Annotated in this window: 22 protein-coding genes, 1 other RNA gene and 4 pseudogenes; 19 read left to right on the top strand and 8 right to left on the bottom strand. The window is 36.3% G+C overall.

Features of this window, described 5'->3' with window-relative positions; genetic code table 11:
* The first annotated feature begins 319 nt into the window (after nt 1-319).
* Nucleotides 320-1492 (top strand): class I SAM-dependent rRNA methyltransferase, encoded by a 1173-nt coding sequence (locus tag A5888_RS04830; RefSeq protein WP_086348069.1) that lies wholly within the window; start codon nt 320-322, stop codon nt 1490-1492.
* Nucleotides 1493-1614: 122 nt separating this feature from the next.
* Nucleotides 1615-2109, top strand: coding sequence for a Cys-tRNA(Pro) deacylase (ybaK, locus tag A5888_RS04825; RefSeq protein ID WP_086348068.1), 495 nt, complete (start codon nt 1615-1617; stop codon nt 2107-2109).
* Nucleotides 2110-2140: 31 nt separating this feature from the next.
* On the opposite strand, the gene A5888_RS04820 is transcribed toward ybaK, so the two are convergent.
* Complete coding sequence (locus tag A5888_RS04820; protein WP_086348067.1) at nt 2141-2566, bottom strand: ribonuclease HI family protein; 426 nt, start codon at nt 2564-2566, stop codon at nt 2141-2143.
* A gap of 82 nt (nt 2567-2648) precedes the next feature.
* Between A5888_RS04820 and A5888_RS04815 the strand changes: the two genes are divergently transcribed.
* The 6 genes from A5888_RS04815 (at nt 2649) to ssrA (ending at nt 8140) form a co-directional block, all read left to right on the top strand.
* The gene (locus tag A5888_RS04815; RefSeq protein ID WP_339101975.1) at nt 2649-3086 is read left to right on the top strand and encodes an EbsA family protein; all 438 of its coding nucleotides are present in this window, start codon (nt 2649-2651) and stop codon (nt 3084-3086) included.
* A 118-nt stretch (nt 3087-3204) separates the two neighbouring features.
* Nucleotides 3205-3681, top strand: coding sequence for a GAF domain-containing protein (locus A5888_RS04810; RefSeq protein ID WP_086348066.1), 477 nt, complete (start codon nt 3205-3207; stop codon nt 3679-3681).
* 77 nt (nt 3682-3758) lie between these two features.
* Nucleotides 3759-4181, top strand: a complete 423-nt coding sequence (locus A5888_RS04805) for a VOC family protein (protein WP_086348065.1) — start codon at nt 3759-3761, stop codon at nt 4179-4181.
* Nucleotides 4182-4864: 683 nt separating this feature from the next.
* A complete protein-coding gene (gene arcD / locus A5888_RS04800) occupies nt 4865-6286 on the top strand; it encodes an arginine-ornithine antiporter (RefSeq protein ID WP_086348063.1) in 1422 nt (473 codons plus the stop codon).
* Nucleotides 6287-6301: 15 nt separating this feature from the next.
* Complete coding sequence (locus A5888_RS04795) at nt 6302-7420, top strand: aminotransferase (RefSeq protein WP_086348062.1); 1119 nt, start codon at nt 6302-6304, stop codon at nt 7418-7420.
* A 353-nt stretch (nt 7421-7773) separates the two neighbouring features.
* Nucleotides 7774-8140, top strand: a transfer-messenger RNA (tmRNA) gene (ssrA, locus tag A5888_RS04790).
* Nucleotides 8141-8230: 90 nt separating this feature from the next.
* Here ssrA and A5888_RS04785 read toward each other — a convergent pair.
* The 3 genes from A5888_RS04785 to A5888_RS04775 form a co-directional block, all read right to left on the bottom strand.
* Nucleotides 8231-9376, bottom strand: a complete 1146-nt coding sequence (locus A5888_RS04785) for a tyrosine-type recombinase/integrase (RefSeq protein WP_086348061.1) — start codon at nt 9374-9376, stop codon at nt 8231-8233.
* Between the two features lie 59 nt (nt 9377-9435).
* On the bottom strand, nt 9436-10380 hold the full coding sequence (locus tag A5888_RS04780; protein ID WP_170924706.1) for an exonuclease domain-containing protein: 945 nt from the start codon (nt 10378-10380) through the stop codon (nt 9436-9438).
* A 101-nt stretch (nt 10381-10481) separates the two neighbouring features.
* Nucleotides 10482-11999 carry an XRE family transcriptional regulator gene (locus A5888_RS04775; protein WP_086348059.1) on the bottom strand — a complete coding sequence of 506 codons (1518 nt, stop codon included), beginning with the start codon at nt 11997-11999 and terminating at the stop codon, nt 10482-10484.
* A gap of 119 nt (nt 12000-12118) precedes the next feature.
* Here A5888_RS04775 and A5888_RS04770 point away from each other — a divergent pair, with 119 nt between their 5' ends.
* The 9 genes and pseudogenes from A5888_RS04770 to A5888_RS04730 all read left to right on the top strand — a co-directional run bounded on the left by A5888_RS04770 (nt 12119) and on the right by A5888_RS04730 (nt 18498).
* The gene (locus tag A5888_RS04770; RefSeq protein WP_086348058.1) at nt 12119-12301 is read left to right on the top strand and encodes a hypothetical protein; all 183 of its coding nucleotides are present in this window, start codon (nt 12119-12121) and stop codon (nt 12299-12301) included.
* 11 nt (nt 12302-12312) lie between these two features.
* A pseudogene (locus A5888_RS04765) lies at nt 12313-12519 on the top strand (antA/AntB antirepressor family protein); the annotation flags it as partial.
* A 267-nt stretch (nt 12520-12786) separates the two neighbouring features.
* Nucleotides 12787-13280: pseudogene (locus tag A5888_RS04760) on the top strand (terminase large subunit domain-containing protein); the annotation flags it as partial.
* Nucleotides 13270-13626 (top strand): annotated as a pseudogene (locus A5888_RS04755) (hypothetical protein); the annotation flags it as partial. The pseudogenes A5888_RS04760 and A5888_RS04755, both read left to right, overlap by 11 nt.
* 191 nt (nt 13627-13817) lie before the next feature.
* Nucleotides 13818-14633 (top strand): annotated as a pseudogene (locus A5888_RS04750) (peptidoglycan amidohydrolase family protein); the annotation flags it as partial.
* Nucleotides 14619-15032, top strand: coding sequence for a lytic exoenzyme target recognition domain-containing protein (locus A5888_RS04745; protein WP_422389747.1), 414 nt, complete (start codon nt 14619-14621; stop codon nt 15030-15032). The pseudogene A5888_RS04750 and the gene A5888_RS04745, both read left to right, overlap by 15 nt.
* A gap of 129 nt (nt 15033-15161) precedes the next feature.
* The gene (locus A5888_RS04740; RefSeq protein ID WP_139843809.1) at nt 15162-15611 is read left to right on the top strand and encodes a hypothetical protein; all 450 of its coding nucleotides are present in this window, start codon (nt 15162-15164) and stop codon (nt 15609-15611) included.
* 17 nt (nt 15612-15628) lie between these two features.
* Nucleotides 15629-16645 carry a hypothetical protein gene (locus A5888_RS04735; RefSeq protein ID WP_339101974.1) on the top strand — a complete coding sequence of 339 codons (1017 nt, stop codon included), beginning with the start codon at nt 15629-15631 and terminating at the stop codon, nt 16643-16645.
* Between the two features lie 1085 nt (nt 16646-17730).
* Nucleotides 17731-18498 (top strand): hypothetical protein, encoded by a 768-nt coding sequence (locus tag A5888_RS04730; RefSeq protein ID WP_339101973.1) that lies wholly within the window; start codon nt 17731-17733, stop codon nt 18496-18498.
* A gap of 464 nt (nt 18499-18962) precedes the next feature.
* On the opposite strand, the gene A5888_RS04725 is transcribed toward A5888_RS04730, so the two are convergent.
* The 3 genes from A5888_RS04725 to A5888_RS04715 form a co-directional block, all read right to left on the bottom strand.
* Entirely contained in the window at nt 18963-19382 is a 420-nt protein-coding gene (locus tag A5888_RS04725; RefSeq protein ID WP_086348053.1) for a GNAT family N-acetyltransferase, read from the bottom strand.
* 184 nt (nt 19383-19566) lie between these two features.
* On the bottom strand, nt 19567-20133 hold the full coding sequence (locus A5888_RS04720; RefSeq protein WP_339101972.1) for a DUF4950 domain-containing protein: 567 nt from the start codon (nt 20131-20133) through the stop codon (nt 19567-19569).
* 187 nt (nt 20134-20320) lie between these two features.
* Nucleotides 20321-20515: a hypothetical protein gene (locus A5888_RS04715; protein WP_339101971.1), complete on the bottom strand. Its 195-nt coding sequence runs from the start codon at nt 20513-20515 to the stop codon at nt 20321-20323.
* Nucleotides 20516-20862: 347 nt separating this feature from the next.
* Here A5888_RS04715 and A5888_RS04710 point away from each other — a divergent pair, with 347 nt between their 5' ends.
* Both A5888_RS04710 and A5888_RS04705 read left to right on the top strand, forming a co-directional pair.
* Nucleotides 20863-21063: a cold-shock protein gene (locus tag A5888_RS04710; RefSeq protein WP_202063182.1), complete on the top strand. Its 201-nt coding sequence runs from the start codon at nt 20863-20865 to the stop codon at nt 21061-21063.
* Nucleotides 21064-21122: 59 nt separating this feature from the next.
* The gene (locus tag A5888_RS04705) at nt 21123-21359 is read left to right on the top strand and encodes a hypothetical protein (protein ID WP_339101969.1); all 237 of its coding nucleotides are present in this window, start codon (nt 21123-21125) and stop codon (nt 21357-21359) included.
* A 410-nt stretch (nt 21360-21769) separates the two neighbouring features.
* On the opposite strand, the gene A5888_RS21480 is transcribed toward A5888_RS04705, so the two are convergent.
* Nucleotides 21770-22054: a GNAT family N-acetyltransferase gene (locus A5888_RS21480; RefSeq protein ID WP_422389746.1), complete on the bottom strand. Its 285-nt coding sequence runs from the start codon at nt 22052-22054 to the stop codon at nt 21770-21772.
* Nucleotides 22055-22146: the final 92 nt, after the last annotated feature.

The raw sequence follows: 22146 nt of genomic DNA, 5'->3' as shown, positions 1-22146 counted from the left end.
AATCCTTAAGAATCTTTGAAAAAGAATAGACTACGCTATGTAGAATTAGGATAAATATACATAGATTTTCAAAAAAACAGGAAAATATTTAGTATTTTGAGTAGTAGAAAACAATGGTTCAAATAGACTTACGGCTGAGAATAATAGTGATTTATGTGCATAAGGGAAATAGAGTGAAGCTGCCAGCAGATGTTTCATAAGCTCGAGCTTAACAAATCAATAAAACAAGGTTCTTTTGTCACTGTAAGAATTTTTTGATATACTTCATACTGCGATCTATTTACTAGAACAAGATTAGAGAGAAGCGGGAGAAGAATACGTGAAAATTCAAGTGACGAAGCAAGCAGCGGCAAGATTTCACAGTGGTTATCCACTGATACAGGAAGAAGATATACAGAAAGTTCCAACAGAATTTCCTAGTGATTGGGTAGAATTTGCAGATACTTCAGGGCGATTTATTGCTTATGGCTATTTAGCAAAACAAAACAAGGGGATCGGTTGGTTATTAAGCTGGAAGGAGGAAATAACGGCCATTTTTTTTGAACGGTTATTTCGAGAATCCAAGGAAGAACGTCATTCCTATGACAAAGATACAACGACTTCGGCGTATCGGCTTTTTAATGGTGAAGGGGATGGTTGTGGTGGTTTGACAATTGATCGATACAACGATTTTGCTGTTTTTTCATGGTATAACGAGACCATTTATAAGCATCGTGAGCTAATTGTGAATAGTTTCAAACAGGTTTATGGAGAAATCGCTGGAGCGTATGAAAAAATTCGCTTTTCAGCAAATAGACTTCCTGAATCTCAGCACCTGTATGGAGGAAAAGCACAGGGGCCACTCTTAGTTACTGAAAACGGCGTGTCTTATGCAACCTATTTAAATGAAGGGTTGATGACAGGGATCTTTCTTGATCAAAAAGAAGTTAGAAATGAGTTAATCAATGGGTACGCCTGTGGCAAAAGCCTATTGAATATGTTCAGTTACACAGGAGCCTTTTCGGTTGCTGCGGCAATGGGCGGCTCTTATGAAACAACTAGTGTTGATTTGGCGAAACGTAGCTTTGCGAAAACAACAGAACAATTTAAAGTGAATCAGTTGTCAACTGATCAGCAAAAAATCGTTGTGATGGACACATTTGAGTTTTTCAAATATGCTAAACGAAAAGAGCTGTCCTATGACTGTATCGTTCTTGACCCACCAAGCTTTGCAAGAAACAAGAAGAAAGTATTCACTGTGGCGAAAAACTATGGGGAGCTGATTGAACAGTCTGTCGATATTTTATCTGCTAAAGGCTCAATTATTGCGTCGACCAATGCAGCAAATCTTTCTTTGGCAAAATTTAAAAAGATCGTGACAGAAGCGTTGATTGCTAAAAATGTCTCTTATAAAATAGAAAAAATTTATCAACTTCCTGCTGATTTCAAAGTAAACGCACAGTTTTCGGAAGGGAATTATCTCAAAGTATTATTTTTGGAAATAGAAAAATGAGCCGCTTGGGGTTATCAAATCTACGACGTGATGTAGGACAAATGCTGTTTAAACAACTTGCTGTCTAATCGCTTCACTTTGCGATTTCTATAGGAATAGGGCTTTAGTTGAGAGGTGAGAACATGGTCAAAAAGAAAAAACATAAAACAAACGCAATGAGAATTGTGGAGCAAAGGAAAGTGACGTATCAAGAATATGAATTTCCTTGGACAGAGGAACACCTTGGAACAGATAGTGTTTCTCAATTATTAGGTGTAGACGAAAACAAGATATTCAAGACGTTGGTTGCCGTAGGGAACAAGACGGGACCGATTGTGGCGGTTATTCCAGGGACAAAGGAGCTTGATCTGAAGAAATTAGCAAAAGCGAGTGGAAATAAAAAGGTTGAAATGCTCCATTTAAGAGAGTTGGAGGCTACGACAGGCTATATTCGAGGAGGTTGTTCGCCGATTGGCATGAAAAAGCTGTTCCCTACGTATCTTGCCAGTGAGTCTGACAACTATGAAAAAATTATTGTTTCGGCAGGACAGAGAGGGCTACAAATGGAGTTGGAGCCCTTGGCAATCGTTCAGCTGACAAAAGGAACAGTTGCCGATATTACTTCAGAAGGAGAATAACAGATATATCTTGAGGTAACTGGGTAGGTGCCTACGTTTTTTCGCGATCTTTCAAAAATTTTCTTAAGGCTTGTCGCGCCAAATTATCAGCGCCTTTGTTCTTACTTTCTGGAATCCATTGAACAAGAAGCATAGAAAACTCTTTTTCCAATTCTTGGAATCTACTTAGATAGGGTTGGAAGGTTGGATTTCCAGTATAGTTTTTATCAATTGTCTGGACAGTGACTTTACTATCCGAATGGATAAGGATGGTCGTTTCTGTATAACTATGTTCGATCAACCAGTCTAAAGCAGTCAGGAGAATTTTAAATTCCGCTTCATGATTTGAACAATTTCCCAATGGAAAATGAAGCTGTTCATGTATGGCGGTGTCTTCAATCATTCCAGTGACAACGATTCCCCCACCGCTCGGACCGGGATTTCCTTTTGTTGCAGCGTCGACATAAACTCGTAACATAATTTTCTCCTTTAATTTTTCTGTTTGTCGCACAAGTGTGCTACTATTATATCATATGAATTTTCAGGTAAGGGGTCGCTATATGAAACAAAAAAAATATCATTGGCAGCCGGAATTATCAACGGCCATTATTTCATGGTCCTGCACATTCGCCATATTATTCATGAGTTTGATTTTGACATTAGAGTATACAAGACCTTATTTGGTGAGTAATATTGTACTGGCTGTTTTTTTCATTTTTGCTTTATTGGGGCTCAATCGTTATTTCAAATTGACGGACAAAGGGCTGATGATTCACTACTCACTACCCTTTCGAAAAAAGGAACTTCGTTTTGAGAAGATACAGACAGTAACTGTTGGAACAAAAAGTATTGAGATTGTTTCGGAGGAATTTACTTCTGGTTCGCGGATTTTTATCATGCCGAAAAAGCAGAAAGAGGGATTGATCCAAGCCCTTAAGGAAAGAGAATTAGTTGATAGAATTAGTTATAATGATCAGTTGAAATTAGGGGATCATTGATATGTTGGGATTGTTTAGGTGTATGGAAATGAGGTATTCATTTTCTGTACGCCTTTTATTTTTATAGAAAATAAGCTATTATAGAAAAAATGTAAAAAGAATGAAGGGATAGGGTAAAATGTGGAGAAGTGAGAAGCATAAACGAGATACCTATGAGCTGATGATCATGCAGCTACAAGGGCTAACAGAGATTGAGCACGACAAAATAGCAAATCTAGCCAATTCATCTGCTTTATTAGCGGATGCGTTACCGGAAACGGTTTTTGCAGGCTATTATTTATATAATGGAGATGAGCTTGTATTAGGCCCGTTTCAAGGGAAGGTTTCCTGTACTAGAATCAGTATGGGAAAAGGGGTTTGTGGAGAATCAGCAGAAAAGCAAGAAACACTGATTGTTGATAATGTCAAAACCCATGAGAATTATATTTCCTGTGATTCCGCAGCGATGTCTGAAATTGTTGTGCCAATGGTCAAAGACGGAGTCCTTCTTGGTGTGCTGGATATTGACAGCGGGGTAACATCGAGCTATGACGCGATCGATCAGGAATATCTAGAAAAATTTGCCGAGGTCCTGATTGGTCAATCAGATTTTTAACGAATCAAGATGCAGATGCTTCGCATGGTTCCTTTCTTCATGAGATAATCTAGAAAACAATTAGAGAGGATGGAACAATGATGGAAGTGTACTTGAATTTCAAAAATGAAGCAGCAGAAGCAATTACGTTTTATGAAAAAGTTTTTGAAACCTCTACAACGAATATTATGACATTTGGAGATATGCCGGAAGACTCTGAGCATCCTGTTTCTGAAGAAATGAAGGACCTGATATTGAACGCTAGTATGATCATTGAAGGAACATACGTCATGTTTTCCGATGTGCCGGATGGTATGGGACAACCTTTAGTAAAAGGAAATAATGTGTCTCTAGTAGTCAGCACGGATGATGAGGCCCAAATCGATCGTCAGTTTGGATTACTTGCAGAAGAAGGAACAGTTACTATGCCTTTGGGACCAACGTTCTGGACTAAAAAATATGGTATGGTCACAGATAAATTTGGAACAAATTGGATGTTTTCTTATTATAAAGAAGGCTGATTCTAAATAACATGGAACACATAAGCTATTGAACGATACAGCGCTTGAATAAGGCTGTGTTGTTCAATAGCTTTTTTAGTTAAAAGAGTGCTCCAATTAATTATGAAAAGTGCATTACTCGGATTGATAAAGAAAGTCAATAACCTAAGCTTCGAAGACTGAATGACTAAGGAAAACCTCAACCTATGTAATCGAATGATGCTTTTATGATAGAATGCAGTTCGCCCATTCCATGAGAGAAATGACTTTCCAACCTCTTTTCTCATTAAATTATTAGAATTCATAAAAAAAGATATTGACAGAATATTCAAAAATAATCGAATGGTCTGCATGTTTTCTCATGATCTCTTTCCTTTTTTCTGTATGAATTCCTTATATATCACTATTTTCTCTATACAACGTAACCTGAAGAAGAAAGAATTTATTGAATAAATATTATTTTAGCGATGATTTAAGTAAAAAAAGAATTTTTATACTTAAATTATCGCTTTTATGCAGCCATTTTGGGGTTGAATGAATGGTTGTGTGAAAATAGTGAAAATTCATACTATTCTTCAAACACGTTTGTATTATCAAGCATTTTAAGTGTGATGATTTTCTCTTCGATGCAATTTTTGACATGCTACAATATTTTCGACAAATATGAAAGCGTGTACAAAATGAAGTTTTGAGGGGAGAAACAGATGGAAGAAAAGCGAAAAGGCATTAGTAAAATGGGCTTGGTTGCACTCGTTGTCAGCTCGTCCATAGGAAGTGGCGTATTTGGAATTACAAGCGATTTAGCTGGTTCAGCTGCTCCGGGACCGGCGATTGTGGCGTGGGTAATCGTGGGAATTGGAATATTGGCTCTTGTATTATCTCTAAACAATCTAGGTGCCAAAAGACCTGACTTAGATGGAGGGATATTTGGTTATGCAGAAGCCGGATTTGGAAAGCTGGGAGGTTTCATTAGCGGCTGGGGGTATTGGTTATCAGCATGGTTAGGGAATGTAGCCTTTGCTACGATGTTGATGAGTGCTTTAGGAGAATTTTTACCTGTGTTTAAGGGAGGGCAAAATATCCCATCCATTATGCTTGCCAGTGTCTTCATTTGGGTGTTGACGTTACTAGTGAACAATGGGATTGAGAGTGCCAGCTTTATTAATACTGTAGTGACTATCTGTAAGTTGGTGCCGTTATTTCTATTTTTGATCATAACTATTGTTGCATTTAACGCAGGGATTTTTACGGCAGATTTTTGGGGAAATGTAGCAGAAAATTTAGGTAGTACTGCAGGTAATACAAGTGGTCTTTGGGACCAAATCAAAGGATGTTTAATGGTAATGATGTGGGTTTTTGTTGGTATCGAAGGAGCCAGTGTGTTGGCAAACCGTGCAGAAAAACGCTCTGATGCGCAGCAAGCATCGATTATGGGGTTATTAGTTTTACTGTTCATCTATATTTTGGCATCACTATTACCTTATGGCGTAATGAGTCAGACCGAACTAGCGGAAATTTCTCAACCTGCGATGGCCAATATTTTGAGATATATTGTCGGCGGGTGGGGCGCAGCTGTCATCAACATTGGATTGATTGTTTCTATTATTGGGTGCTGGCTGTCTTGGACGATGCTTCCGGCAGAAACAACAATGTTGATGGCTCGTGATGGTATGTTGCCAAAAAAATGGGGCGATGTGAATAAAAAAGAAGCACCTAGCTATTCATTATTTTTAACAGCAGGTCTAACGAACTTATTTCTTTTAACCTTTTTAGTAACCGATTATGCCTATCAATTTGCTTATTCTTTGTGTACAGCAGCTATTTTAATCTGTTATCTGCTCGTAGGACTATATCAAATCATCTATTCACACCAACAAAAGGATACGAAACAGCTGATAATTGGTGTCTTAGCAACTGCTTTTCAGATAATCGGAATAACCTTGGCTGGGTTTTCTTATATATTGCTGTGTAGCATCGCTTATATTCCAGGTTTTTATTTCTATCTTAAAGCTTGTCAGGAGAAATCTTATGCAGTAGGTGGCAAAGAAAAAATGGTCATGGGTTGTATCGCTGCGGCAGCGGTAGTATCAATTGTCATGCTTGCAACAGGAATGATTTCAATTTAAAACGGAGGGAAGATTATGCAAATTGCTAATTTTGGTGTTGAAGAATGGTTAAATACATGGGAAAAGAAAGCAAAATATGATATTTCTCAAAGCTCGATAGAAGCATTGACATTAAAAGAATTGATTGGTTTAGATGGCACTTCGGTGACGGAATATTTTGAAAAATTGAGTGAGCAACCTTTAGACTATGGGTGGATCGAAGGATCAGATACATTTAAAGAACTAGTCGCCTCTTTGTATGAAAATGTCGCACCTGAAAATATTTTGCAGACAAACGGCGCGACAGGAGCGAATCTGCTGGCTCTCTTTGCTTTAATAGAGCCCGGGGATCATGTCGTATCGATGCTTCCTACCTATCAGCAATTATATGATATCCCGAAATCTCTGGGGGCTGTCGTTGATTTTGTTGAGCTTAAAGAGGAGGACCAATGGCAGTTAGATTTAAACCTGCTAAAGTCAAAAATTCGACCAAATACAAAAATGATCTGTTTGAATAGTGCTAATAATCCAACAGGAACATTGCTTGATAAGACCAGTTTGCAGAACATTGTTGCAATGGCAAAAGAAGTTGACGCTTATATTGTAGTAGATGAGGTATACGCACCACTGGCTGGAGATGGAGAGTTTGTCTCTATTGTTGATTTGTACGAAAAAGGAATTGCAACTAATTCTCTGTCAAAAACGTATTCTGTTCCGGGCATTCGAATTGGCTGGACAGCCTCTAGTAGTGAAATTGCAGAGCTTTTTCGAAAATATCGAGATTATACGATGATTTGTGGTGGCGTGATTTCAGATGATTTGGCTGTTCATGCACTGCGGAATAAAGAGAAGATAATAGAAAGAAATAAAAAAATCGTAGTGGATAATTTGGCCATATTGAATAAATGGATCGCACAGGAACCACGTGTGACATTGGTCTCTCCGCACTACGTCTCTACTTCGTTCATTAAGTTGGATATTCCGCAGGATGACCCTTCATTTTGTATTGATCTGTTAGAAGCAACAGGTGTACTTTTGGTTCCCGGCACTGCTTTCGACTTGCCGGGCTATGCTCGCTTAGGCTATTGCTGTAAGGAAGAAACGCTGCATACCGCATTAGAATTGTTATCAGGCTATTTGAGAAAGTTTGATTAGTCTTGTATAAAGGGATGTGGATTCAATAATTACTATGAAGTAGCAAGCAGGGCAGATGTTGACTTAATACACAATCGACAAAGAATCAATAAGAGAAAAACTTCCTAAACAGTAGAGAATAATCTGGTGTTTGAGGAAGTTTTTTTGTAGTAAAAGAGGAGAATCAACGATAAACTAGCATTCAATCATTTAGCTGATTTAAGTAGGGAAATGTTATGCTTAATCAAGAGGTTTTCTCGTCAGTTTAGAAAAGCAAGTGTGTTATCTCTTTTTTGTATCAACAGATGAAAATAAGGAGTAGTTCTTTATCTGTCTTAGAAATTATGTTATACTATTGTAGCACCAATTTTTCTGGGGGCGTTACGGATTCGACAGGCATAGTTGAGCTTGAATTGCGCTTCGTAGGTTACGTCTACGTAAAAACGTTACAGTTAAATATAACTGCTAAAAACAATAACAATACTTTCGCTCTAGCTGCGTAAAACCAGCGGGTGAAGATCCTCTTGGCATCGCCCATGTGCTCAAGTAAGGGTCTCAAAATTAGTGGGATACGCTAAATTTTTCCGTCTGTAGAATTTAGAAGAGATCATCAGACTAGCAAAAGTTCGGGCCTGTTATGCGGCATGGATTTGCGCGAAGCTTAAAATAGTATGACTATGAGCGTAGAAGTTTAAGTGACAATGTGTTTGGACGCGGGTTCGACTCCCGCCGTCTCCATAAGTTTTTTAATGTAAGACAGTAGAAACGTGATTGTACAGGGGATTGTACAGTGTTTCTACTGTCTGCTTTTTTGTTTTGAATACGATTAGTTTAGATACCAACATAATTAGCAAATAGTTTAGCAGTTTTCTCTTTGGTGTCTTGCGTAACATGAGCATAGATATTCATTGTTGTCTGAATATCAGAGTGTCCTAAACGATCCTGTACCTCTTTGATCGATGCGCCGGATTCAAATAGTAAACTACAATGAGTGTGTCTAAAACCGTGAGTAGTAATCTCCTTAAGGTCATATTTGCTGCAGACTTGTTTTATATATTTTCGGGTTACGGTAGGTTGCAGATAATCATTTTGAAGATTACTAAAAAGAAGCTGATCTTTTTTTATTGTGTTATATCCTAGAAAAAAATACTGCTTCTTTTGCGTTTTCCGCCATTGTTTTAAGATGGTAAGGGTTTTATCATCTATGCTAACAACACGCTTAGAATTGCCTGTTTTCGGTGTTTGAATGATGAGTTTAGACTCTTCACCACGAGTTAAAGTTTTGCTGATGGTAATAGTTTGCTGCTCAAAGTTTATATCATTCCACGTAAGAGCCAATGCTTCTCCTTTTCTCATTCCGGTAAAAGCTAATACACGGAATAATGAATAGATTTTTGGCTCATTTTCCTTTTCTAAGCAGTTGAAAAAAAGTGTCAATTCTTCTTTGGTATAGAAGTTTGCTTCTTTTTCCTCGATCACCTCTTTAATCACTGGCCTAGTTACAAGTTTTGTAGGGTTCAGACTGATCAAACCAATACGAATAGCATAATCAAATATCATTCCAGAGTAATTCATAACCATCTTAAATCGTTTGAGATTCTTAGACCACAAATTTATAGCTTTCTGGCAATGCTTAATCTCAATACTTTCCATTCGCATATCTCCAAAATAGGGAAGTATATGGTTTTCAAATATTCGCTTAGTTTTAACAAATGTACTTTCTTTTACGGTATTCTTATACTGAAGAATCCACTCATCGTATAATTCTTGATATGTGATTTTCTCTTTTTTCTGTAGTCCATTCTTCTCAAAGTCCACAAGGAGCCTGTTAAGCTCCAGTTGGGCTTCTTTTTTTGTGCCAAAACCTCGTCTAGTTGTTCGTATTTCTTTTCCAGTTGCTTGGTTGATACCTAGATAGGTTTGAAACTGCCAAGCCTTAGAACCATCTTTTTTCGTATATTGTTTGATTGTTGCCATTTGTTTTCCCTCCGTAGCAAGCGTGGGGCGCTGGTTTGGGAGGAGTATTTTTCAGTTGTTTAATCGATCATTTTCAGAAAATCCATTTCTCCTAGTAATTGTATATCTTGCCCTCTTGCCAACAATGACTCAGCCTTTTTTATTTTAGAAGATTTCCCCTCTGATCCAACAATCCGCATATCTTGTTCTCCCATAATTAGATAGTTAGTTTTCTGTGTAACACCTTTTTCAGGGAATCCGCCTACTTGTGCAAATAGTGTCATACCCTCGAGGCGAGTTAAACTTTCCAACTTTCCGGTAAAACAAGCGTTTTTTTCAAAGAAAGGATGGCTGGCATCTAAGGTTTCTTTATCAATTGAAGAAACAAGTTGTTTAATGTCAGCGTTACTTAATTTTGACTGTTTATTCCGTCTAGCTTTAGCTCTCCTAAAGCCCGAACCTTCTTTCCCTTCAACGACACCGAATTTCTTATACTGTGCAACATCCATCAGTTCATTTAAATAAGAAAGATTATGCTGTTTACAAAGATAAAGGATAAGCATTGCCGCCATTCTGGCATCTTCTAAAGCATTGTGGTGCTGAAACTGTTCTCCTATCAAGGTAGCTATATCCCTTAATTTATAACTGATTGTGCTAATTAAGAATCGAGAAAGGTAATAGCTATCAATATATTTCGCTGTAAAATCGTCAATATCATAACGATCGTTGGAATCTCTAATAACTCCCATATCAAAAGGAGCATAATGGGCTACCAAGGGCAAGTCCTCTGAGAAACGTTCTATACTTTTTATTATTGATGGATATGTAGGCGAGTTAATCACATCATCTGGTAGAATTCCATGAATTATGATATTGAAATCATCAAAATCATCTTCAGGATCAATCAAGCTGTAGAAAGTATCTACTATTTGACCGTTGATTACTTTTACTAATCCCACTGAACAAGCTGATGCACGTTTACTATTGGCAGTTTCGAAATCGATCGCTACAAAACTAATTGACATATATGAGCCCTCATTTCTATGATATAATGTATTTATATCAATACTCATGAAAATGAGGACATTAGGCTAACTAGCATTCGTGGTGCTGGTTAGTTTGCTTTTTAGAAGGGTAATTGATCATCTGCGATATCAATCTGAAATGTTGAAGCAGAAGGATTGGTTGATACATAGTCCCAAGGTTTAAGTAGTCCGTTAAAGGAGAATGTTGACTCGCAGCCACATTTTGGGCAGTATCTATCAGAGCCCAACAACGGACCTTCACAGGCTTCTTCTTCCTCATAGCCATTATTCCAATTATCATTGGTTTTTCTCATTCCTGAACATGAATTAATAACTCCAATACCACAAACGGAACAATAGTTATCACTTACATGATCATTGCTACATATTGGGCAATTTTCTGTTAATCTACCTTCATTATCTACTTCTAAAGATGAATAGGACATCATTTCTCTCTCTTTCTGTTCGTGAAATAAAAAATAGTTTTTTTCTGAAACGACTTCCAATTCTTTAGACCCGCAAATTGGACAATAAAATACTTCTGTTTCCAATGTTTTGTCCACATTTTTACAATGAATGCAAAAATAGTAATTCGGCTTTATCCATAGTCGTTGAATAAATGAATGAAAATTCATGGAGTCTCTAGCTTCAATTAGACGTGCGCTTTTCAACGAAATGAATTTTATTCGATTTTGTTTGCTTCTAAAAAGCGCTCTATAGGGTAACGTTGCTTTTATCCAAGGGTATTTTTGTTTGGCATTAAGAGCGATTTTCGCAACTTGTTTACTAACATCAAAAGTTTTACTTAAGGTTTCAATTGAACTGTCTTCGTTGACAAGAAATGTGGGCAACAATAATTCTTGAGCAAATTTATCAGCTTCAATTTCTAATACTTTGTATTTTTCTTCTGTTAAGCCACCTCGAGTTAAAACTAAATCTCCATCATTGAAATGACTTAACATGATATGCCCGACTTCATGTGCTATTGAAAAGCGAATACGTTTCACAACATTGTCAACTATATCATCATTGAAAACTATAATAAATTCTCCACCCCGGTTGAGCGTAAATGCATCATTGTTTTTACCGATAGTTTTAGCTACATAATCAATACTTTTACCTATTTCATCTGCAAATTCTTCATATGTAGCTAACTTGGTTTTATAAAGGTTATTGCATAATTGAAGAATATTGACTGGAAAAGAACAATCAGTGAAAGAACCGAAAACTCTGTGTGCAATGAAAGTGGCTGTGTTATAATCTGGCTTCTTAATTGTCATCAGAACCTTTACCAAATTTTTATCGAAAAATTGATCAATCAACCCATCTAAAGCATCTAATTGAGAATCATCAAGGTTCTCCATTTTTCGAGATAAGATTTTTACTTTTGGTTTAGTTTGAGACGATTCTTTTTGAGTTACTTGATTATCGGTACGTCCTAGAAGATAGTCTACTGACACGTCGAAATAATCAGCGACCTTTTGTAGTCCTTCCGAGTTAGGTGATACGTTTTTCCACTTACTGAAATACCCGTTGGAGAAACCTAATCTTTTTTCCAATTCTCTTACAGAAAGTCCGCGTTCCCTTGTTAATTCTCTAATTTTTTCGTATGGATTCATTGATAAGTCAACCTTTCTAAGTCGACAAGAAAAAACATAGAATAAAACTCTATTTTTGTCAACGTAGTATAGAAAGCAGTTGTTAAACTTGTTTTGCAAAAAAAGAAAGGAGTGAAAAAATGGCGAACACTCAGGAAACACAACAGAAGATTCTAGCACACTTTAGAAAGAACGGATGGGATATACCTGATGTTGCTAGTGCGTTGGGTATTACAGAGCAGTATCTAAGAAAGATTTTGAACAATCCGGATAAGCACTTGAAACAAATGACGGACATTATTTCTTATTACAAAATCAGATAGGAGGAATAAGAATGAATGAAATAATTAAAGTGACTACAGATGAAAACGGCGATTTGTTAGTAAGTGGTCGAGAGTTACATGAAGGTTTGATGGTGAAAACACAATACACCAAATGGATTGAACGAAAAATAGAAAAATATGGATTTATTGAAAATACTGACTTTGTATTGGTTAGTCAAAAAAGACCAACCAATAATCCTAAAAATCCATTCACTGAAATTACTGATCATGCTCTAACGATAGACACCGCTAAAGAAATGGCTATGACCGAAAACACACAAAAAGGGCGAGATACACGCCGGTATTTTATTGAAATCGAGAAGCAACATAACAAGCAACAACATTCAATACCCACGACGCTTGCAGAAGCTTTGAGATTAGCAGCAGATGAGGCAGAAGAAAAAGAACGATTACAACTAGAAAATGCTGAGATGAAGCCTAAAGCGCTATTTACGGATGCTGTAAGAGGCAGTACGAACAGTTGCTTAGGTTATGCGATGTATGGAGAAGGCGCGCTATCTATCGATTGCTATGCTTGTGCTTCTGATTTTGCACAGGCGCAGTATTCAGCGAAGCCCTTCGCAAGTACAATCATGAACAACCCGATTTTAACCGAAGGAACAAAAATTTATAGAGGTGCTAAAGGTACTGTAGCTAGCGTTACTTATGACTACAATTATCAAGGGATGGCATACCAAAACAGATTCATTGTTCAATCGAAGAGCATCGACAACATCGAGGGATCAAATCCTTTTTTGTTTTGAATGATGAACTACACAAACAAGAAAAAATGGAACAATACGATAATTTTAAATCAGCTCAAATATCACTATCAGAGCCATTGCTTTTCAATATATCAACAGCCGGAAAAGGTAGTAGCAGCGTTGGGATGCGTGTATATAGAGAAGCGAAAGAAGTTCTTAAGCGAGACGATAACGATTCTGTTTTCGTTTTGATTTACGAACCGAATGGAATTTATTGCGGATTGTTACGCTGGCGATTATTCTATTTTTGAAAAAGACATGAATGCCATGCTTGAGAAATCAAGTGGTCGTCTTACGTCTGGTAGTCTGGCTTCCGGAGATTTGAAAATAATGAGGTCTCTTATTTATGGAATGCTACGAACCGGAGGACTTGAAGAAAATGTGGAGACCATCATGGCATTACTAGGCATGGGAAACGATGTATTGAAGGTATATGCGACTTGCATGGAAATTTTTACAAATCAGGCATTTCAGGTGGAAGACTTAAAAAAATCGAAGAAGCCACAAGACTTTCAGAAACAAAGCAAAAAGGGAAGCAAAAAGAAAAAATACAAGAGATAGGAACGCCATGGGCGTTCTACCTTTATGTGGCCGTCACTCTTTTAAATTGGAGTGAGGGTTTCTTTTTGAAGTCTACACCGAATTTGTGGCTAAAATCTTATATACAATATTTAGAGAGCGACACTGATTTCGAACAACCGGAAACACTCACGCTAGACAAGAGTCCGTTTTGGTAGGAAGGAGGGAATTGAATGGCTAGTGGTAATGAGTCGGATGTAGTTCTCAATTTCCGGATGGACGGACAAGTTGAGTATGCAAAGACAGTTAAACAAATCAATAATGAAATGAATTTAGCTGCTGCAGAGTATAAACGACATGTTTCTGCAATGGATAGTGATGCAACTGCAACAGAAAAGCTGAGAGCAACAAAGGAAAAGCTAGAGAAACAGCTAGGGCTTGCGGAACGTCGGACAGCTTTGCTCCGTGAAGAGTATGAGAAATCAGTCCGAGAGACTGGCGAATACTCAGAGCAATCGCAAAAATTATATAAGCAGCTGCTTAATTCTGAGACAGGCGAAAATAAACTTCGTTCAGCTTTGGAACAAACCAACGAAGCGCTGCAAGAACAAGGAAATTTATCTGTCGATACTGCTGAAAAACTCCAAAAAATTGAGGATGCTGGCGAAAAAGTAAAAGGCGTAGGAGAAAAGCTTAGTATTCTTTCAGCTGGCATCGTTGGGATCGGCGCAGCATCCTTGGCAGCGTTTAGCGAAGTCGATGAAGCGCTAGACACAATCATTGTAAAAACAGGAGCTACAGGAGAACAAGCCGATCGATTAGCGGAATCGTTTGAGAACGTCGCTGGTAACACCCATTTGGAGTTACAGACAGTAGGAGAAGCAATTGGGGAAGTAAATACCCAATTTGGTTTCATGGATGAAAAACTAGAGTCTGCAACAGATTTAATTATTCATTGCAACTTCGGCTACAATGGGATTACGATAAACGATCACGATGTGATTTGGGGATTCAACAGGAAGCCTGTAGTCACGATTTATAGGTACAGTGGTAGTGGGGAAGCAAATATAAACGGCGGAGAAACGAACACAAATGTACTTCCTAATATACCTAATACGAAAGGAAACAAAGTTTATCGTGTAGATGATCTGCAATTCGTCAATGGCATTTGGCAAGTTTGCTGTAATAACCTTGTGCCGGTAGAGTTTGACTGGACTGATAACGGTATTGCTTGTGGTGATATCACTTTAACTGATGCAAAAGGAAATATTACTGCTAACCAGATTACTTCAAAAGGTAGCTACTTCATTATTCCAGAAATCAATGTGAACAACGTTGGAGAAACTCAAAAGGGCAGTGGCAACTACTATTGGTTGCCGGTACAGTTTAGAAACGGCGGCCGTGTGTGGCTCAGTGCCTGGGATAAGAAGCATTTAATTTATGGATAAAACGTTTCAAGCTGATTTCCTCGCTTTGTTGAACTAAAAACCAACTGAGGTAGAATTTAAAAAAATATATCCATAAAAGTGCATATATGTTATCTTTAGATTATTAAATTATTTGAATTGGGTGATTTTGTGAAGCGTATGATTATTCTATTAGCTGTGTTGTTAGTTGGGTGTGATAATACAGAAAAAGGGAATGAACAGGAAAAGGAGAGTGAAATTGAAGTTAGTGGTAATTCTAATTCTGTCAACACTCAGGTTGGAGATGTTAAATATGTTGTGAGAAAGAATGAAATTTCAATTTGCAATATATCATCTGAGCTGATTACGCTACTGGATAGTGATACAGAATATTTTATTAAAGCAGAAGGAAAATGGATAAAAGTTTGGATAAACAAAGGACTTTTAGCTTTTAGTTCGGGTATTCAGAGTAAAGAACAAATAGAATACGATCTTTCTTATGACTTAGCAGCAATCACCCCAGAGCCGGAAATTGGAACAGAAATGAAAATAATTTTTTACTATCAAAAGGAATCTAATCTGGATGAGATTTTGTCTTTTGAAGTCAGTTATATCTATTGAAAGAATGGAGAGTAAGAATGAAAAAAAGTACAGTTTTAGTGATTTGTGTTATGGTTCAAATATTATTTAGTAATAATGCTTATGCTAATAGTGTTGATGAAAATGTAGAAAATAATGTTCCAGAACAAATTGATTTTAGTGACAGCATATCAAGTATCAGAACTAGAAGTGGTGATCAAAGTATTCATATTGATGGAGAACAATGGGATCAAACGATTAAGGATGCATACAAAGAGAAGTACCCAGATTATGATGGAAAAGTAAAAATAGTTGATATCAATGATGAAACTAATACTGAAGAAATTAGTTTTGAAGAGTCTTTTGGAGAATTACCATTAGATGGCGGAAACTTGCTATCTAGAAGTTTTGCAGGAGTTCCAACTACAGGAACTCCAAATAGTAGTATTGGAAAAGTAAAACTTTATTGGTTTTTGAGTAACGGTGTGGTAAAACATGCCTCAGGAACTGTATTTAAAGTTTCTGATAATGTATTCGGAACTGCAGGACATGTTGTTTATGATCGAGCAAATGGATACGGCTGGGCGGGTCAAGGGAGCATATTATTTGGCTGCACTAGGTCTGCCAATGGCGGAATAAATACTAAAGCACTTTATGGAGTGACTTCTTTATCAACTAATTCAGCTTGGACAGACACTCCGGACTACCACAAGGCTTGGGGATCTGATTTTGGACATATTAAAGCCAAGTTATCTTTTGGTACAGCACCGGCAAACTTAAAATTGCATACTGGAACAGTACCTCAAAGTGTTAGTGGTACATCTTATGGATATAATGGTGGAGTCAATGAAGTCTCATTTTCTAAAGCGGTGGGACAACTAAGGACCTCAACCCTTTTTTATGGAAATATATATGAAGCTACATGGAGTATAATGCCTTTGCGAGGCGGAATGAGTGGTGGTCCCGTATTTGATAATTCTAACCGTATAATTGGGATCAATTCAAATATTTCCGAGGATGGCAAGACGTCTAGATTTGTAAAATTGAGATATACAATAGTTAATTCATTTAAGTAAGATAATTTCATATTTTAGATTAGTATTGTAAAATAGTTGTAAAAAAATAGAAAATCCCTATTACTCTTAAAAATGGAGTGACAGGGATTTTTGTTACGCTTGGATTTGAAATCCGTCCGATATTTATGAAAACGCAGATTTGCGTTATGGCAAGTGTAGCTACAACTACGGTTGTTATCACTCTGTGTGATAGCGAAGCTATGAGGTCGGTTAAATCGATTCCATCGAAAATATTGGGTTAGCTTACAGGCGAAGAATTTCGTACGCAGTCCTAAAATAGCCCACCACAAAAATGTGGAGAGCACAAAATTGCGCCGCCGAATAGCCGAAGCCAAAAATGGATTGAGTGAATATCTTAACGAAGCCAATATTGGATTGGTTAGTCAAAAATGACTAACAGCTCAAGAAACAGGTGTATCTTAAGGTGCGCCCGTTGGCACATTGAGCCGAGAGCAAAATTGCGCTGAGTGATTTCCCAGATCGTTGGGAACGATGGTATTTTAAAGTTCCCTCGTTGCTAGGTGTCGAGCTGGCTGATACCCAAGATTTAAAACAGATGGGTTTGAACCATTTGCTAAAAAAGCCATGCCCCAATCAAGGAGCAAGACTTAGTTTAACTAGAAGGGAGTAGGTATTATTTTATTTTTGATTCACGGATAAATTTAATAAGTAGAAGAATAAAGTTACTGGTTTGGACTAGTAAAGCCAAGATAGGAATAATATTCATTTTTTTCCTCCTTAATAAAGAAAAATAGTGGGTATCTCGAGTTCTATCTGAAATCAACAAAAAAGCTTAAAGTTTCTTACTTTTCTATTTAATTTCAAACAGAGCCGAGATACCCACTATATAATAGTAGTTATCGTTTCCCATTTTATAAATGGAAACGGTTCTTATTTTTGCCACGAGATAGGGATACACCCTTCTAGTTAAATAAAATATAGCATATGTAAAATTTATGGTCAACAGAAAGCGCTAAATGATCGTGTTATAACTGGTTATCTGTTTTGATTGACTCTTTACTGAATACTATAGCTATTTTTTATTACTCCTGGTATGATTAAGTAAAAAATAAGGAGAGTCGAAAGTGATTGAACCCATTTTAACTTTAATTAGTGCAGCTATAACTTTATTTACAACAATCTTAGGTGTATTTGAAGAAAAGAAAGCTATAGAAAAGACAGAACAATCAATAAATGATCAAGATCAAAGATTTAGTAATATAACTACACAAGGTGATAACTCAGCTATAAATATTAATGCAACTCAAATTCAGCAATCTGTAGTTGTAAAAAAACATCAAGAATATAAAATAAAAGATGAGCATTTTAAAGAGAATCTCTCAAGGTTAAAGGGCTATAATAAGTTCTTTTTAATAACATTACCAGTTATAATGCTCTTTTTAGTTTACTTTAAAAAGGTTGAATCAGTTGATTACGCCATTCGCATTAGCATAATAGTTGTTTGTTCGTATTCAATTTCACTATATTTTAGATACGTATATCAACGATATGTAAGAAAAATAAAAAATGGAGGTCATGAAGAGGACGTTCTTAGTAAAATGATAAGGGGAATCGAATTTTTTCTATTTCCTTTAGTTATTTTTTTGATATCTGTATTCAACATAGGAAGTTCTATACTACAAGTTCCCAAAGAAATAAGCGGTTTAGATTCTATTTATATATTCGTGATTTTGTATTTGATTTCAGCTTATGTGGAATCTTTAATGTTTCAATTCATAGTAGGCAATAATATTTGGAAAATCTCATTTTTCGTAAAAAGGATGCTTGCAGTTCTATTTTTACTCTTTTTAAGCTTCGCGTTAGCAATTCAATTGTTAGTGCAGTATGTCTAGTCTGAAAATGTATCAGAAGTTGAAATGATAGTATAAGGTTACTATAGCCAATTGATTTATAGATGAGTTATTAAATAGTTATATGCTTGACATGATGATTTCCATCGTTGTGTTATGTATGAGCGCCCTACGCTTATGGGAATTGATTGAATACGATATTGAATACGATTTACATTCAATAGAGTGAAACTTGATGATATCATCGAAATGATAAAATAGCTGGTTTCATTGATAATGAAATTTAATGATGAAGGGTGAAATTGGATTTTCTAATCCCGCCGTCTCCATAAGTTTTTTAATGTAAGACAGTAGAAACGTGATTGTACAGGGGATTGTACAGTGTTTCTACTGTCTGCTTTTTTGTATTAAAAGCCATTTTGATTCCGGTGTAGCTTGCAAGCAATTAGCTATTATGTCGTTGCTATTGGAGCTTGGTCTAAAAAATAATGAACTAAGAAATAATTTTACAGCTCGAGTGAGTATTTTAGACTGTTAGTGCGCTTAAATCCTACGTGCTCATATAAGTAATGAGCAGGGAAGGCATCATCTAAGCAGGTCAGGTTGATAGAACGATAGCCATCATCACGCCCTTTTTCGATTATTTTTTCTAGAAGTGTTTGGGCAATTTTCTGCTTTCTGTATTCCTTTTTTACAGCAACATTAAACAGCATTAAGCATGGTTGAAATGAAAAAGTAAACAGGTCGATGGAATATTGAGTAATACTGCCAACGATAACTCCCTTATCTTTTACAACCCAAATGGTATAGGGGGAATTTTCTTCATACCGATTATACGAATCTATTGGGTTACTGTTTCCAAAACACGCATCAATTAGGATTTTGTATTGTAGGATATCTTCTTTTCTTAGTTGTTCAGTTTTCATGTAAATCTCCTTATAGTTTGATGGGAAAAGTTCTTTATCATAGATCCTCATTTTACCATGTGCGTTCTTTCGCAGATGATAGCGAATTATAAATGCTTATTTATAGAAAATGAAAGACCGTCTTTCAATAAATATGAAAAAGACACTAAAGCATAAAATGGCTCCAGTGTCTCTGCTTCTTTGATTAATTCCCATTGAGATATTGTTCGATTGTCAAATCTCCGAGTGATTGAAAAATCTGATCTCTGCTTGTTAGAGTACCCTCTGCTGTTTTGATCCATTCTTTTTGAACGTCGTTTTCAACATAGGAGAGGGCACTTCTTCCATCCTCAGTGTAATATAAGGAAAGGTTCTCCATAGGAATAGTTGCTACAGTACCATCTAAAGCAATAGTTGATATGGACATGTCAGCATTTATAAAAAAGATGTTTTCTATTTGCGAAATCCCCCAACCACCAGAAAATTCCTCGATTGATGGCTGCGATTCCTCTGAAGAACTGGACGTTTCAACTGCACTACTGACAGTAGTTTGCTGAGAATTGCTGGAAGAGGTGCTAGACTCACTCCTATTTTTAGACGAATTCGGCTGTCCTTCTAGCTTCTCTGCTTGTTGTTTCTGGGGATTGAAAATAACCATTGATCCGGCAAATAGTAACAGTATAATGATCGATAATGACAGTAAAATTGTATCATTTCGAAATTTTCTATCTCTTCCAAGTTTGAAAATGAATAATGACCAAATTTTTTTCATAGAATACCCCGTTTCATTGTGGCTAATGATTTTTACCATTCTTCCAAGTATGTGTTTGAAGGAGCGACCATTCATCTGTTGTCTTTGGTAAAAGTATACATCAATAGTCTACTTTTTGGTAATTTTGGCCAAACTTATTTCTATAATATTCATTAACTTGTAGGAAACGATGTAGTAGAGCAATCTTCTATCTTTTCTTTTCTGATAATCGCAAAAAGAGATAAAACAACAAGGCTGGAATGCCTAAATAAACAAGAAATTGGCCAAAATTATAAGCAGTATCATCAAAAAATACAGGAATAACGTCAACAATCGCCGGAAAGACTAAAACCAATAAAAAAATTGCTAAAACTAAAAATACCCACTTAAAAAACGTTCTCATATTTCCACCCCTTTATGTGACTAGCGTAGCAAAATCTGGGGGAAAAGTCTACAGCTTAATGAAATGGAGAGAAGATTAGAGCATTTTGAAAAAAATCCATAGTTGTTTCTGATTTTCTAAGAAAAAAGAGTGATAAAATGAAAGATTTTAGAAGGGAAAATAAAACGTTGATTGTTAGAGATTCAAATTGTACTTTAGGTTTGAAGTGTGATAGCATAGAAGAGTAGTATCATTCTTGATTAATTTAATCGGCCTTATCCTGACGAGTATTCTAGAATAATTCCTTTTACATTATCGCGAACATATTGCAAATAATTTGTGCAAGAAGCACTTGGAGGATTTATTTTATGAATACAGGAACAGTGAAATGGTTTAATGCAGATAAAGGGTTTGGCTTTATTACTGGAGAAGACGGTACAGACGTTTTTGCTCATTTTTCAGCTATTCAAGGAGATGGATTCAAATCTCTTGATGAAGGTCAAAAAGTTACTTATGACTTAGAAGATGGACAAAGAGGTCCTCAAGCAGTTAATATTGTCAAAAACTAGTTAACACTCGTCAAAAAACAGCCTTCTGGGCTGTTTTTCTATATAAAGGGGGGCTAAGCATGTCTGAATCAAAACCAACTAGAGCGTATGGAAAAAAAAGCAAAGAAGATTCGGAAATAAAAAAGTCGTTTGATATCGATCAGTCCGTTTCATTTATCTATAAAAATGAAAGCCGAACAGGAACAATTGTCAAAAAATTGGAATATGCAGCTGTTGTGGAAATTGATTTTGTCGATGAGTTCTCTCATTCAGAAGACCGAACAGTCATCAATTATAGTGAGCTACAGCGACGATAAGTTTGTTCTGATTTGTTTAGCAATTATAGTTGAAAAGACAAAACAGAAAATACTCATACTCTTTGAAAAACTACTTATAGCTCTTTGAGTAGTTTTTTTAGTTTAAAAGAAAGATTTTCTAAAAAAACTGATTTATTGTATAAATCCCCGTATAAATGGGTGTTAAATCAAATTTCTATTAGAATAAATGAGATTATTTAATTTTTTGTATGAAAAATGGGTGTATCTTTGCCGAAAAGATTATTTTTTGTAAATAAATATTTATTTTTTATATGATCTTTGTTAATATTTATGTGAAGAGAGATTTTTGAAGATATCTTTCTGAAGTTGAGTACAGGGGAATGATATAGATTGATCAGCACTATCTGTTCCTAACGTGGCATCTTCTTGAAGGGTAGAAGTGCTACTTTTTATGTACCGACCATGAGGAAACCGAGATGATTATACAGAATCATCTCGGTTTTTTTGCTATGGATTACTACGATCGCCTTATATGTAGCATCGGATAAGGGGGAACCTAGTCCGTCAATCTGCATTTCCCGAACAACTTCAAACCCATTTTTTCTATAAAATTGAGTAGCAGAAATGTTCTGTTTATTGACATCAACGGAACAGGTGGAGTGATTCTTAACAAGAAAAGGAAGGATTTCTACACTGTATCCTTTTTTATGAAAAGCAGGATCAAGAAAGAACATTTCAATCATAAGTCAGTATTGATGTGCTTATTAAAATATATTAGCTCTGCAGAAGGAACATAGAGAAGATTTTTTTCATCTGAACCAAAAAC

The organism is Enterococcus sp. 9E7_DIV0242, assembly GCF_002140975.2.
GTDB lineage: Bacteria > Bacillota > Bacilli > Lactobacillales > Enterococcaceae > Enterococcus_L > Enterococcus_L clewellii.
This window is presented reverse-complemented; position numbering and strand designations above follow the sequence as displayed.

Bases quoted from the DNA above. Each gene is read 5' to 3' on its own strand.
- ybaK (WP_086348068.1), top strand. From the start codon at position 1,615: ATGGTCAAAAAGAAAAAACATAAAACAAACGCAATGAGAATTGTGGAG.
- A5888_RS04815 (WP_339101975.1), top strand. From the start codon at position 2,649: ATGAAACAAAAAAAATATCATTGGCAGCCGGAATTATCAACGGCCATT.
- A5888_RS04710 (WP_202063182.1), top strand. From the start codon at position 20,863: ATGAATACAGGAACAGTGAAATGGTTTAATGCAGATAAAGGGTTTGGC.
- A5888_RS04820 (WP_086348067.1), bottom strand. From the start codon at position 2,566: ATGTTACGAGTTTATGTCGACGCTGCAACAAAAGGAAATCCCGGTCCG.
- A5888_RS04715 (WP_339101971.1), bottom strand. From the start codon at position 20,515: ATGAGAACGTTTTTTAAGTGGGTATTTTTAGTTTTAGCAATTTTTTTA.
- A5888_RS04775 (WP_086348059.1), bottom strand. From the start codon at position 11,999: ATGAATCCATACGAAAAAATTAGAGAATTAACAAGGGAACGCGGACTT.
- A5888_RS04725 (WP_086348053.1), bottom strand. From the start codon at position 19,382: ATGAAAACTGAACAACTAAGAAAAGAAGATATCCTACAATACAAAATC.
- A5888_RS04795 (WP_086348062.1), top strand. From the start codon at position 6,302: ATGCAAATTGCTAATTTTGGTGTTGAAGAATGGTTAAATACATGGGAA.
- A5888_RS04805 (WP_086348065.1), top strand. From the start codon at position 3,759: ATGATGGAAGTGTACTTGAATTTCAAAAATGAAGCAGCAGAAGCAATT.
- A5888_RS04785 (WP_086348061.1), bottom strand. From the start codon at position 9,376: ATGGCAACAATCAAACAATATACGAAAAAAGATGGTTCTAAGGCTTGG.
- A5888_RS04810 (WP_086348066.1), top strand. From the start codon at position 3,205: ATGTGGAGAAGTGAGAAGCATAAACGAGATACCTATGAGCTGATGATC.
- A5888_RS04780 (WP_170924706.1), bottom strand. From the start codon at position 10,380: ATGTCAATTAGTTTTGTAGCGATCGATTTCGAAACTGCCAATAGTAAA.
- arcD (WP_086348063.1), top strand. From the start codon at position 4,865: ATGGAAGAAAAGCGAAAAGGCATTAGTAAAATGGGCTTGGTTGCACTC.
- A5888_RS04705 (WP_339101969.1), top strand. From the start codon at position 21,123: ATGTCTGAATCAAAACCAACTAGAGCGTATGGAAAAAAAAGCAAAGAA.
- A5888_RS21480 (WP_422389746.1), bottom strand. From the start codon at position 22,054: ATGTTCTTTCTTGATCCTGCTTTTCATAAAAAAGGATACAGTGTAGAA.
- A5888_RS04720 (WP_339101972.1), bottom strand. From the start codon at position 20,133: ATGAAAAAAATTTGGTCATTATTCATTTTCAAACTTGGAAGAGATAGA.
- A5888_RS04735 (WP_339101974.1), top strand. From the start codon at position 15,629: ATGAAAAAAAGTACAGTTTTAGTGATTTGTGTTATGGTTCAAATATTA.
- A5888_RS04770 (WP_086348058.1), top strand. From the start codon at position 12,119: ATGGCGAACACTCAGGAAACACAACAGAAGATTCTAGCACACTTTAGA.